This window comes from Candidatus Komeilibacteria bacterium CG_4_10_14_0_2_um_filter_37_10, from assembly GCA_002793075.1.
Lineage (GTDB): Bacteria > Patescibacteriota > Patescibacteriia > UBA1558 > UBA1558 > UM-FILTER-37-10.
Genome location: PFPO01000023.1, coordinates 1 through 9,780, shown reverse-complemented (window position 1 = coordinate 9,780; position 9,780 = coordinate 1). Strand labels below are relative to the sequence as shown.

Here is a 9,780-nt window from a genome sequence, read left to right as displayed (position 1 = left end):
GACTGGAATTCTCTTGAAACCCAAAGGGAAACCCCGTATGAAAAAAAGCTATCTAGTTAAGATAGCTTTTTTGAGTGCGGGGAGGAGGTCATTTATTACTCTTGTGATTATTATTGATCAGTATTAGAATAGCATTATGATTATTATCCATATTTTATTAAGTATTACGGCCATTTCTTTAGTCTCATTAGTTGGTGTTTTCTTTTTATTTTGGCAAAAAAATGTCTTGGATAAAGTGATCGCTTGGTTGGTTAGCTTATCAGTAGGAGCGCTACTTGGTGATACCTTTTTTCATTTATTACCGGAAGCAGTGGCGAAAAATAACGGACTAATCACTTGGTTGTTAGTAGTATTTGGTATTATCATTTTTTTGATCTTAGAAAAGATTATTCACTGGCGACACTGTCACATTTCAACATCTTCGGATCATCCACATCCAGTTGGTTTGATGAATACATTGGGTGATTTATTTCATAATTTTTTTGATGGCATGATTGTGGCCGGTTCTTATTTGGTTAGCCCAGAACTTGGACTTATGACAACGCTCGCTGTTCTCGCTCACGAAGTACCGCAAGAGATCGGTGATTTTGGTATATTACTGTTCGCTGGTTATTCGCGCAGCAAGGCCTTGCTGATTAATTTCTTAACCGCTAGTAGCGCTTTTTTGGGAGCTCTCCTAATTTATTTTTTAGGACCTAATATTTATAATTTTACTGATTATATTGTGCCGTTAACAGCCGGTGGTTTTATTTATATTGCCGTTGCTGATTTGTTACCCGAGCTACAAAAAGAGAGCCGTACGGCCCACTCTTTTTATCAAATTTTTGGTATTTTGATTGGTTTGGCTCTGATGTTGTTTCTGAAGTATTTAGTAGCTTAAAAGTAAGTAAAAAATTAGCTTTTTATTGGAAAAAAAGCTTTTTTTTGTTATAATGAAAATGGTTAAATACTAGCTGCAAATTTATGAAAAAATTATCTCTCGTTTTTATTATCTTAATGATGGTTATTATTGCTGGTTGTGCCAAGAGCAATGTTGTTCGTCAGGCAGAACAGCAGAAACAAGCAGAAAATAAAGTAAAGGGAGTGCTTGAAGTATTGACGGTGGATGCGGCTGGTGTAGCAACTCCCGGTGTTGATGTTTGGGTTTGGCAAAAGGACAAGTATAGCGATGGTGAGGTTTTTGGCAAACAAACCAGTAGTCAAGATGGTGTGGCTTTGTTTGAATTGCCGGGCGGTTCTTATATTATCAATCTGGCGCCCAATAAGTATTTTAGCACCGCCACGGAAGTTACTAAGAGTATGATCTATTTGGATGTCAAAGCCGATGGTGAGCGGTGGCAAAGAACTTTGCAATTACCAGTCAACATTCAGGCCAGTGGTTTTTCTTTTTGCGAAGATTTGGGTTGTTTGGAAGAAAAATTTGCCTTATGCGAGCCAGCTAAGTTAACCATCCAAACAACGGACAGTAACAATCAACCGGTGAATATGACGATGATGGTGGTTGGTTGGGAAAAAGACAAGTGTCATTATGAGGCCATCGGCGCCACGGTTCGTAACTGCTTTTTTAATAAAAAAGATCTATCCAAGGATTTAGCTAAGGAGTTAATGGGAGCGGAAAATAAGGGATTACAAAAAATTATAACTAAGAGCTGCCAATAAATATATGATTAATAAAAAATTTATTTTAACACAATTTTTTGTTCTACTCGTTGGTGTTCTTTTTGCTTGGACTAATTTTACTATTGAGCTGATCAATTGGTTTCAGAAAAAAAGCTGTACTCTTGGCTGCTCAGCAGGTTTGGTCAATCCTTTTTTGACACCGTGTTTTTATGGGGCAATATTTTTTTTAATCGCCTTTTGTTTAAGCGTAGCTATTCTACAACAAAGCAATGGAACAAAGAAATAAAATTATTTTTATTATTGTCATTATCCTATTAATTGCTACGGCTATTTTTTTGTTGTGGAATTATCAGCCGGCAGCGATGGTGAATCAGGAAGTTAATGATGAGATAACTAATAACAATCAACAACCACCCATTGATGATGATGAGCAACAGAACCAAGTTCAGGAAGTGATTATCGATCAGCCAGTTATCAATGGTAAAATAAGTAGCCCAGTCAAGATCGTTGGTAAGATTAAGGGCTCTTGGTTTTTTGAGGCCTCTTTGCCAATAAAAATAGTTGATAATAATGGTCAAGTTCTGGGTGCTGGCACAGCGCAAGCATTGACTGATTGGATGACTGCAGAATTTGTTGATTTTAGTGCGGAGATTAATTTTTTACCACCCGGGACAACAACGGGTAAGATTATTTTTGAGGCTGATAACCCCTCCGGTGATCCCCAGCGCGCAAAAAGTTATGAATTACCAATTACTTTTTAAACTAAGAGACAATGGTTAATTTTGAAAAAGTAAGAGTAGAAAAAAAAGAGACAATAGGACAAAGATTGGAAAAGGTTTTAGCTTTGACAGCCGAGGAAATTAACGAGCAATTACGAAAATACGCGCCGGATAATAAGAATATCCCATATGTTGATAGTGGCGGTCAGATTGAAATGACCGCTTTTAGAGTTAAGCACGGTGGGCCTTATGCTCAGGAAGATATTCGACACGATCAGCAGACGATCAATAACTGTTTAGATAGCTGGGGTGGACTATACAAAGAAGAGGTTAAAAAAAGATTTGAACAAAAAGCTGGTCGCGAATTAAGTATTGAAGAATTACGATTAGCTTATCAAAAAGAGCAACAAAAAAGTGAAGGACATCTAACGGAAGTAGTAATTACCATTCTCTTGCATCGTTATCTAAAGGATCGTTTAATAATAATGCGCACGGCACCATACGATGATTATCAAGGAATCGTCGGGCAAGCAGGACGCGTTGATCATCTAATGATTGATAAGAAAAGTGGCAAGGTCATTTGCACTTTTGACGATATTGAAGTAGTGGGCGATGAAAGTCGTTTGGAAACTAAGCAAGAAAAAATAAAAAAAATTGCTCACTCCGGTGGTGCGCATATCAAATACGGATTTTCTTTAGACGGGGAAGGTGCAGATAAAAAATTAATCCGCGGTAGTTTGCATAACGTACCAGCATTTTATTTACAAATGAATAAAGAAACATTGCAAGAAATGATTGAGGAGATTGGTAATAACAAAAACAATCAGCCAACGGAAAAAGAGATATTTATGGCCAGTTCGTTACTTGGTCAATTACAACAGCAATCCTCACAAATGTTAAAGGAGCAAGAATACTTACCGACCAAGCTCAAACAAAACTTGTTAGCGACGCAAGAATTGTTTAATCATATTTAGCTATCTGAGTTAAGAATCGCTCGGTAAGGGGAGCGGTTTTTTTATTTTAAATTAATTTGATTACTGACCACCAATTATTAATATAGTCAGCCCTTTTATTTTGAAATTTTAGATAGTAAGCATGTTCCCAGACATCAATAGTGAGTAATGGTTGGTGGCCCAATGATAATGGTGAGTTTTGATTTGTCGTAGAATATATTTGTAATTGATTGTTTTGATCGCGCACTAGCCAAGCCCAACCACTGCCAAAATGATTCAGAGCAGTTTGGGAAAACTTTTCTTTAAACAAATCAATTGAGCCAAAGGTGGTGGTAATTTCTTGTTGTAATTGTTCATCTGGTTTATTAGCAGGGTCCATAATTTGCCAAAAAAAGTTATGGTTAGCAACGCCGCCACCATGATTGATAATAGCCTGTTTATCCTGGGGATCTATCGTGTTCGTATCTATTTTGGTTAGTAACTCCGCTACTGTAAATTCTTGAAGGGTAGGATAATTTTCCAACGCCTTATTGAGTTTATCCACATAGGTTTGATGATGTTTACTATGATGAATTTCCATAGTCTTGGCGTCCAGATAGGGCTCCAGAGCGTCATAGGCGTAGTTGAGCTTAGTTAATTGGTGCATAAAATAAGCAGTTAATGTTTATTTTTTTATTATAGCATAAGAAAAACCGTCTTCCCATTGAAGACGGTTGTTCATGATTTTTATTCAAAAGGTTCAAAGTCAATTTGGAACTTTTGTTTTCTGATTTTGCAAAGTGCTGTTCTTAATTCTTGGTACTCGATCAGATCAGAAGGATCTGTTTCGCGATCACTGATCACTTTTTCACAGGCAGCAATTTCCTGATCAAGCTCCAGCTGAGACATCTCTGAATAGTTGCTTGTTAGCTCCATAATCTTCTTTTCCTATTTTGTGATTGAACGATTTTTACTTATCTTAGTACAAGGTCAACACCTTTGTCAAATTAAGCGTTAGTCTATTTGATAGTTAACATTAACTTCAATAACCATTTCTTGTTTACCACTAGGAACAAGGGGACTGGCTGCACCACCACCCATGCCCATTTTGTAAGCATCCATCGGCTCTGGACTACTGATCATATTTTCCCAGAGGCCAACAATATTACCCAGGTCAATGTCTAAAGTCTTAGCAATATCCTCAGCTTTGTTGCGAGCGTCAGTAATCGCCTTAAGTCGTGCTTCTTGTTTGATGGCATTGGCATCAGCGGCTTCAAAGGTGACGCCAGATATTTGATTAACACCAGCCTTAGTAGCAACGGCGATGACTTTAGCAATCTTGTCTTGGTTATTTTTTAAATCTTTAATTTTTACTACCACTGTTTGGTTGGCGCTATAGCCACTCAAAGCAGAAGCGTTATTAACAAAATCATATTGTGGTGTCAATGTATAGTTTTGTGTTTTGATGTCATCGGTACTCACCCCAGCATCAGTAATAGCTTTGACGATGCCATTAATTTTGTTATTAAGTTGGTTAAGTGCCTCATCAGCTTTACTGATTTTATCAATCTGGACGCCCATATTGATATTAGCTACCTCGGGTGTATATTCTACCCTACCCTGACCAACAACGGGAATTTGCCATTGCGGATTACTGATTATCCGGTCACGTAATAAAGCAACTAGCACAATAGCTACAACTGCTAAGATTAAGAGGGATTTATAAATTAATTTGCCATAACCCCGACAGCATTTCTGGCCGTCGCCACAGCAGGTAGTTTTTTGATCATCTGCGGACATAATATTAACATTAATAATTAATATTAGTATTATAGCATAAAAAATAACCCTCAAGTTTGTTTTGCGGGTTGGGGTTTAATGAAAGATTGGCATGAGGTATATTATCAGCCAGAGAATAATGAATGAGTAGACGCCAGCAACAACATCATCAAAAATGACACCAAAAGGGTTTGTTAGTAATGGATGTTCATCTAGCCATTTAATGCCTAGTGGTTTAGTGATGTCAAAAACACGAAAAAGAAGTAGCGACAAAGCTAAAGCAACCAAGAGCATACTTTTTTCTACCCCCAGTAGAGTAATCGGTAGTACAGCTATCCATTGGCCAATGAACTCATCAATAACTATTTGTTACTGATCTCTAATTCTCGTACCATCACGATAGTCAGGACTACTACCTAACCATATTTCGGTTCGCGTGATGGTCAATAGACCCAAGAAAATACTGACGACAATCAGATAGATTACATTGGTTGTGGTTAGGGGTATGATTAAGAAGAATAGTAGTGCTAGAATACTACCCATAGTTCCTGGTGCTAGTGGTATCAAGCCAGAAAAGAATCCAGTAGCGACAGTAACACAAAGAAAGTCTTTTATTTTTTTCATAATTAACTCCTGGATAATAAGTGAATGTTCGATTTTTATTACCCTAACAATCATTATTAATTCTGTACCTAAAATAGATGAGTGTTATAAATGTTAATATTTAGCGTATAATATAATAGACAGCTTATGATTAACACAGTTGACTTTACGCAATTACCCGATCAGGAGATAGTGCAGAAGGTTTTGGCTAATCCTGATTATTATATGATTATCATGGACCGTTATGAAAATAAACTGACGGCCTATATTCGTCGCATCTCCGGATTGTCACCGGAAGACATTGAGGATGTTCTGCAAGAGACTTTTTTACAAGCTTACCGGAGTCTGAATGATTATGATGAGAGCTATAAATTTTCCACTTGGATTTATCATTTAGCCCACAATAAAACTATTGATTTTTGGCGAAAGCACAAAAAACATTTGAGTAATTTGGAACTGGACGAGCAAAAAGATTTTGTGGCTTTATTGCGTGATGATACCAATGCGGCGGAAAAGATGGATCAATTAATTGATCGTCATAAGGTCATGCGCGCTTTAGAAAATATTAGCTTAGAGCAGCGCGAGGCATTGATACTGCGTTATTGGGAAGATAAGAGCTACGAAGAAATGAGTGACATTCTCCACAAACCGATTGGCACTGTTGGCGTTTTGATCAGTCGCGCTAAAAAAGAATTAAAAAAACACATCGCAAATATATGAGCATCAAAGACAAAATATTAATCAAAATCAAAGATCAAGAGATCAAACCCAAGCCGCGCTGGTATTGGCGGGTATTACAGATTATCAAATGGACGCTGATTAGTTTCTTACTAATTCTAAGTGGCTGTGCTGTTAGTGCGACAATGTATTTATTGCATGAACGAGAATGGGACGTTGCCTGGCAGGCAGCTAATAATTTTGGCGAGTATTTATTAATGATACTGCCAATATTCTGGCTAGTATTTTTAAGTTTGGCACTGATTATTATTTATTATGAATATCGTCAAACCAAGGAAGGGTATAAATATCAAATCAGCTCAGTTATTGGGATCACGATTTTGATTAGCTTGGCTCTGGGTGGTATTATTTATGCCTTTGATATTAATTATGACATCGATCAACAAGTTAACGCTCAGCCACAGTTTAATTATAGTAGTACGGAGTTTCATCGACGTGACGTTTGGAGTAGACCGAGCAGAGGATTTTTAGCTGGTGAAATTATTTTAATATCAGACGGACAACGCTTAAATCTTTTGGATTTCAATCATCAACAATGGCAGGTATTCTATCAACACGCGCAAATTCGGCCGCGGGCAGTATTACAGCAAGGCGAATTAATCAAAGTTATGGGCCAAGTGAATGATGATAATGTTTTTAACGCTGTAGAAATTCGTCCCTGGCAGAAGTAATAGTTGAAATAATATTTAGTCATCCCGCGTATTACTGATTAGAGAATCTAAGAGGCGCCTCTTGATACTCGACAATTCTAAAAAATAACTAATAATAAGATGAAGAATAAAATAAAGTATTTCGTGGCCCCAGTGGCCTTGTTAGCTCTTTTTTCTCTGGTGACGTCATCCGCGTTGGCAAGTAGTAGCAATACGACAAAGTATGGACCGGCTTATACACCAGAAAGAGAAAAAGTTATGCAAACCATCATGGAGAATAAAGATTATGATGGCTGGGTAAAATTAATGGATAATAGGCCAATAACCCAGAAGATCACCAAAGATAACTTTGCTAAATTCTCGGAAGCTTATCTTTTGGATAAAAAGGGAGATGTAGTTGGCGCTGATAGTTTACGTAAAGAGCTTGGTTTGAGGAGTAAGGATGCGCCTAAAGGTTGGGCGATGGCTCAAAAGAACAAGTGGTCCAAGCAACATAATATTGACAGGGATAATAAATATCAAAGAAACAGATAATCAATAAAACCTTGGTGCATAATATATTACCGAGCGACTCCGCTATCGTTTAACGACTAGCGGAGTTGTTCATTTAGGGCAAAAGATTGTATTATAATACTGATAAACATTAAGACATTATATATGAGAGAAGTATATTTAGATCACGCAGCAACTACTTATTTATTGCCAGCAGTGAAAAAAGTCATGGATCAATATGCCGAAAAGTATTATGGTAATCCCTCAGCGCTTTACACGCAAGCATTGATTGCTAAGCGTGCGGTAGATCAAGCTAGAAGCTCCATGGCCAAAATTTTCCATTGCCAAGATCGAGAGATTATTTTTACTGGCTCTGGTACCGAGAGTGACAATCTAGCCTTGCAGGGTGTGGCTCGGGCATTACCAGTTGGCGAAATTATCGTGTCCAGCATTGAACACCCTGCGGTATTAGATACGGCCAAATATTTAGCAACGCAAGGGTGGAATATTATTAGGGCGCCGGTGGATCGAGACGGCTTAGTACTAGTGGATAAACTGAGAACATTGGTTAATAAAAACACCAGATTGGTCAGCGTTATGTACGCTAATAATGAAATTGGTACCATTCAACCGATTGCTAGTTTGGTAAAATTGGTAAAAAAAATAAATCCCCATACATTGTTTCATACTGATGCCTGTCAGGCCAGTCCTTATCTGGATCTAGATATTAATAAGTTAGGAGTTGATTTATTAACGCTCAATGGTAGTAAAGTCTACGGTCCAAAAGGCGTTGGCCTCTTATTTATTAAGAAGGGAACGCCGATCAAACCACTAATTTTTGGCGGCAGACAAGAGTTTGGTTTACGATCTGGTACGGAAAACGTGGCGGGGATAGTCGGATTAGCAACGGCACTTATGTTGGCTCAAAAGAATCAGCAAAAAGAAAGTGCCAGGCTTTTAAAATTAAGAGAGGTATTGATTAACGGCATTATAAAAAAAATAAAGCGAGTGCGAATCAATGGTCATCGTACCAAGCGCCTACCGAACAATATTAATATGACTTTTATTGATATTGAAGGCGAGGCGATTTTGCTTTATTTAAATCAGTACGGCATTATGGCTAATACTGGTTCGGCTTGTGCTTCGCACAGTTTAGACGTGTCACATGTTTTACAAGCTATTGGCCTACCCTATGAGCTGATTCACGGCAGTATTCGTTTTACTTTAGGTCAACGCAATACACTAGCAGATATTAATTATGTTTTGCGAGTATTACCCAAGATCATTCAAGAGCTGAGAAATATTTCACCAGTTCATTTGAATAATAGTCAACCTCATCCACAAATAAAAAAATAATAATAAAAAACCGTCATCTATTTTCGACAACGGTTTATTAGGAGTTGTTAGTTTTTGCACAGAGGACACAAGTGAAGATTGCCGGGAATGATTTCTACAAACCCTTTTTCTTGATGGCCACAATCGAGACAAATGTGTACGAAGTGTTTTTCAAATTCAACTGCGACTTTTTCCGTTCGGACGCAATAGAATTGTTCCAGATAACAGCATGGACAGATACAATCCAGCTTTTCTACTACTTCTAACTCAGTAGTAAGATCAGGGACCAATTCTCTAATGCGTTGATTGATCAACAACTCATCTTGTAAGACAGACATAGAGCCTCCCTTTTGGTGAACGAATAGTGCTAATATATTATCATAAACTTGAAGCTTTTGGCAAAATCCAGTATGGTATTAATAACTTAAATAGATTAATAATTTACTTTTTATATATGCCGGTAAGTAAAAAGAAAAAAGTAATAGCCGATGGTGTTGGTCAGCAAGGCAATTGGCTTTATTCCAACATTGTTAAAAAACATTTTTTTCAGCCACAAAATATCATGATGCCGGGAACTGAGGAAAAATTTAAAGCCAATGGCGTGGGCTATGTCGGATCGCCAGCCTGCGGCGACATGATGAAGGTTTTTCTCAAGATCGATCCCAAAACTGAAAGAGTAAAGAAATTTAAATGGCAAACTTTTGGTTGTGCTTCAGCCATCGCCTCAACTTCCATGCTTTCAGTAATGGCGACGGAAAAGGGTGGCATGAAGATTGATCAGGCTTTAAAAATACGACCACAAGATATCATGGCTCGTTTAGGTGGGTTACCAGATCGTAAAGTGCACTGTTCAGTGCTCGGTGACAAAGCACTACGGGCGGCCATTAATGATTATTTTAAAAAAACATAACA

The 9,780-nt window shown here is 37.7% G+C and carries 15 protein-coding genes; 10 read left to right on the top strand and 5 right to left on the bottom strand.

Annotation, left to right across the window (positions count from 1 at the left end; genetic code table 11):
• Positions 1 to 136 precede the first annotated feature (136 nt).
• The 5 genes from COX77_01365 to COX77_01345 all read left to right on the top strand — a co-directional run bounded on the left by COX77_01365 (position 137) and on the right by COX77_01345 (position 3,313).
• Positions 137 to 880, top strand: coding sequence for a ZIP family metal transporter (locus COX77_01365; protein PIZ99524.1), 744 nt, complete (start codon positions 137 to 139; stop codon positions 878 to 880).
• An 83-nt stretch (positions 881 to 963) separates the two neighbouring features.
• Positions 964 to 1,659 carry a hypothetical protein gene (locus COX77_01360; protein PIZ99523.1) on the top strand — a complete coding sequence of 232 codons (696 nt, stop codon included), beginning with the start codon at positions 964 to 966 and terminating at the stop codon, positions 1,657 to 1,659.
• Positions 1,660 to 1,663: 4 nt separating this feature from the next.
• Positions 1,664 to 1,906 carry a hypothetical protein gene (locus tag COX77_01355; GenBank protein ID PIZ99522.1) on the top strand — a complete coding sequence of 81 codons (243 nt, stop codon included), beginning with the start codon at positions 1,664 to 1,666 and terminating at the stop codon, positions 1,904 to 1,906.
• Positions 1,890 to 2,381, top strand: a complete 492-nt coding sequence (locus COX77_01350; protein PIZ99521.1) for a hypothetical protein — start codon at positions 1,890 to 1,892, stop codon at positions 2,379 to 2,381. The genes COX77_01355 and COX77_01350 overlap by 17 nt, the downstream gene beginning before the upstream one ends.
• Before the next feature lie 11 nt (positions 2,382 to 2,392).
• Positions 2,393 to 3,313, top strand: coding sequence for a hypothetical protein (locus COX77_01345; protein ID PIZ99520.1), 921 nt, complete (start codon positions 2,393 to 2,395; stop codon positions 3,311 to 3,313).
• Positions 3,314 to 3,359: 46 nt separating this feature from the next.
• Here the strand turns inward: COX77_01345 and COX77_01340 are convergent, their stop codons facing one another.
• The 5 genes from COX77_01340 to COX77_01320 form a co-directional block, all read right to left on the bottom strand.
• Positions 3,360 to 3,938, bottom strand: coding sequence for a superoxide dismutase (locus tag COX77_01340; GenBank protein ID PIZ99519.1), 579 nt, complete (start codon positions 3,936 to 3,938; stop codon positions 3,360 to 3,362).
• An 80-nt stretch (positions 3,939 to 4,018) separates the two neighbouring features.
• The gene (locus tag COX77_01335) at positions 4,019 to 4,207 is read right to left on the bottom strand and encodes a hypothetical protein (GenBank protein PIZ99518.1); all 189 of its coding nucleotides are present in this window, start codon (positions 4,205 to 4,207) and stop codon (positions 4,019 to 4,021) included.
• A 78-nt stretch (positions 4,208 to 4,285) separates the two neighbouring features.
• Positions 4,286 to 5,071, bottom strand: coding sequence for a hypothetical protein (locus tag COX77_01330; protein ID PIZ99517.1), 786 nt, complete (start codon positions 5,069 to 5,071; stop codon positions 4,286 to 4,288).
• Positions 5,072 to 5,146: 75 nt separating this feature from the next.
• Positions 5,147 to 5,416, bottom strand: coding sequence for a hypothetical protein (locus COX77_01325; GenBank protein ID PIZ99516.1), 270 nt, complete (start codon positions 5,414 to 5,416; stop codon positions 5,147 to 5,149).
• A gap of 3 nt (positions 5,417 to 5,419) precedes the next feature.
• A complete protein-coding gene (locus tag COX77_01320; protein PIZ99515.1) occupies positions 5,420 to 5,728 on the bottom strand; it encodes a hypothetical protein in 309 nt (102 codons plus the stop codon).
• A 72-nt stretch (positions 5,729 to 5,800) separates the two neighbouring features.
• On the opposite strand from COX77_01320, the gene COX77_01315 reads away from it, so the two are divergent.
• From COX77_01315 to COX77_01295, 5 genes are all read left to right on the top strand, one after another.
• Positions 5,801 to 6,373 (top strand): hypothetical protein, encoded by a 573-nt coding sequence (locus COX77_01315; protein PIZ99514.1) that lies wholly within the window; start codon positions 5,801 to 5,803, stop codon positions 6,371 to 6,373.
• Positions 6,370 to 7,062, top strand: a complete 693-nt coding sequence (locus tag COX77_01310) for a hypothetical protein (protein PIZ99513.1) — start codon at positions 6,370 to 6,372, stop codon at positions 7,060 to 7,062. The genes COX77_01315 and COX77_01310 overlap by 4 nt, the downstream gene beginning before the upstream one ends.
• A 99-nt stretch (positions 7,063 to 7,161) precedes the next feature.
• Positions 7,162 to 7,575 carry a hypothetical protein gene (locus COX77_01305; protein PIZ99512.1) on the top strand — a complete coding sequence of 138 codons (414 nt, stop codon included), beginning with the start codon at positions 7,162 to 7,164 and terminating at the stop codon, positions 7,573 to 7,575.
• Between the two features lie 123 nt (positions 7,576 to 7,698).
• Complete coding sequence (locus COX77_01300; GenBank protein ID PIZ99511.1) at positions 7,699 to 8,889, top strand: cysteine desulfurase NifS; 1,191 nt, start codon at positions 7,699 to 7,701, stop codon at positions 8,887 to 8,889.
• A 343-nt stretch (positions 8,890 to 9,232) separates the two neighbouring features.
• Positions 9,233 to 9,778: a hypothetical protein gene (locus tag COX77_01295; protein PIZ99510.1), complete on the top strand. Its 546-nt coding sequence runs from the start codon at positions 9,233 to 9,235 to the stop codon at positions 9,776 to 9,778.
• Positions 9,779 to 9,780 lie beyond the last annotated feature (2 nt).

Bases quoted from the DNA above. Each gene is read 5' to 3' on its own strand.
- COX77_01360 (PIZ99523.1), top strand. From the start codon at position 964: ATGAAAAAATTATCTCTCGTTTTTATTATCTTAATGATGGTTATTATT.
- COX77_01310 (PIZ99513.1), top strand. From the start codon at position 6,370: ATGAGCATCAAAGACAAAATATTAATCAAAATCAAAGATCAAGAGATC.
- COX77_01305 (PIZ99512.1), top strand. From the start codon at position 7,162: ATGAAGAATAAAATAAAGTATTTCGTGGCCCCAGTGGCCTTGTTAGCT.
- COX77_01350 (PIZ99521.1), top strand. From the start codon at position 1,890: ATGGAACAAAGAAATAAAATTATTTTTATTATTGTCATTATCCTATTA.
- COX77_01300 (PIZ99511.1), top strand. From the start codon at position 7,699: ATGAGAGAAGTATATTTAGATCACGCAGCAACTACTTATTTATTGCCA.
- COX77_01340 (PIZ99519.1), bottom strand. From the start codon at position 3,938: ATGCACCAATTAACTAAGCTCAACTACGCCTATGACGCTCTGGAGCCC.
- COX77_01345 (PIZ99520.1), top strand. From the start codon at position 2,393: ATGGTTAATTTTGAAAAAGTAAGAGTAGAAAAAAAAGAGACAATAGGA.
- COX77_01330 (PIZ99517.1), bottom strand. From the start codon at position 5,071: ATGTCCGCAGATGATCAAAAAACTACCTGCTGTGGCGACGGCCAGAAA.
- COX77_01355 (PIZ99522.1), top strand. From the start codon at position 1,664: ATGATTAATAAAAAATTTATTTTAACACAATTTTTTGTTCTACTCGTT.
- COX77_01320 (PIZ99515.1), bottom strand. From the start codon at position 5,728: ATGATTGTTAGGGTAATAAAAATCGAACATTCACTTATTATCCAGGAG.
- COX77_01365 (PIZ99524.1), top strand. From the start codon at position 137: ATGATTATTATCCATATTTTATTAAGTATTACGGCCATTTCTTTAGTC.
- COX77_01335 (PIZ99518.1), bottom strand. From the start codon at position 4,207: ATGGAGCTAACAAGCAACTATTCAGAGATGTCTCAGCTGGAGCTTGAT.
- COX77_01315 (PIZ99514.1), top strand. From the start codon at position 5,801: ATGATTAACACAGTTGACTTTACGCAATTACCCGATCAGGAGATAGTG.